General features: G+C 52.0%; 1 protein-coding gene. It reads left to right on the top strand.

Annotation, left to right across the window (positions count from 1 at the left end; all coding sequences use genetic code 11):
* Positions 1–100: 100 nt before the first annotated feature.
* A protein-coding gene (locus MOY_RS17100) for an IS5 family transposase (RefSeq protein ID WP_105208820.1) occupies positions 101–954 on the top strand; the annotation gives its coding sequence in 2 pieces (ribosomal slippage) (positions 101–443 and positions 443–954; 855 coding nt in all).
* Positions 955–988: the final 34 nt, after the last annotated feature.

Here is a 988-nt window from a genome sequence, read left to right on the forward strand (position 1 = left end):
CACTCAGTGGTTTATCCACAGATCGGATTGGAGTYTAGGTTTTGTACGAAAAGCCTTATCTGCTAACTTTACCTATGCAAAAGCAGCATAGGGGAAAACAATGGTCGGACGTTACGAGATTTCTGATGACGGCTGGGCACAGATCGAAGATATCGTGGCTCCTCCTCAAACCATGGGCAGACCCAGGCGGGATGACCGGAAAATGCTCAATGGTGTCTTCTGGGTACTGTGCTCTGGTGCTAAATGGCGTGATTTACCCGAGCGATATGGTCCTTGGTCGACGGTTTATGACCGGTTCCGCAAGTGGCGTGATGACGGCACCTTTGAAGCGGTACTTTCTCGCTTGCAGCTTAAGTTACGTGAAGATGGGCTTATGGATCTAGACACGTGGATGATCGATGCCACTTCCGTGCGAGCCACACGCGCTGCCGCTGGAGGCGGTAAAAAGGGGGTTCAACAGAACCGCTAGACCACGCGCTCGGCCGTAGCCGCGGCGGTTTAACAACCAAAATTCATTTGGTTTGTGATCGTCATGGCTGGCCACTGGCGTTCACACTGTCTCCTGGTCAAGAGGCAGATTCTCGTCACTTCGTTGCGACATTAGAGAGCATTCATCTACCAGGTGGCGTCGGGCGTCCTCGCAAACGTAGTCGCTATGTGGTGGCTGACAAAGGATACGACAGCGATGAGCTGCGTCATTATTGCGACAGGCACGGCATGAAACCCGTGATTGCTCAGCGCAATATGCACCGAAGAACCCGGCCTGGGCTACCTAGACGGTTCGATAAACCGAAATATCGGCAACGGAATGTGATAGAACGCTGCTTTAGCTGGCTTAAAGAATGTCGCCGGATCGCCACACGCTATGAAAAGCTGGCAAGTAGCTTTAAGGCGATGGTATGCGTGGCGTGCATCGACCGTTGCTTGCGAGCCAACTTTTCGTACAAAACCTAGTAMATAGTGCGAAAGTCGATGGCTGATATCTATC

It is taken from the genome of Halomonas sp. GFAJ-1 (assembly GCF_000236625.2).
Lineage (GTDB): Bacteria > Pseudomonadota > Gammaproteobacteria > Pseudomonadales > Halomonadaceae > Vreelandella.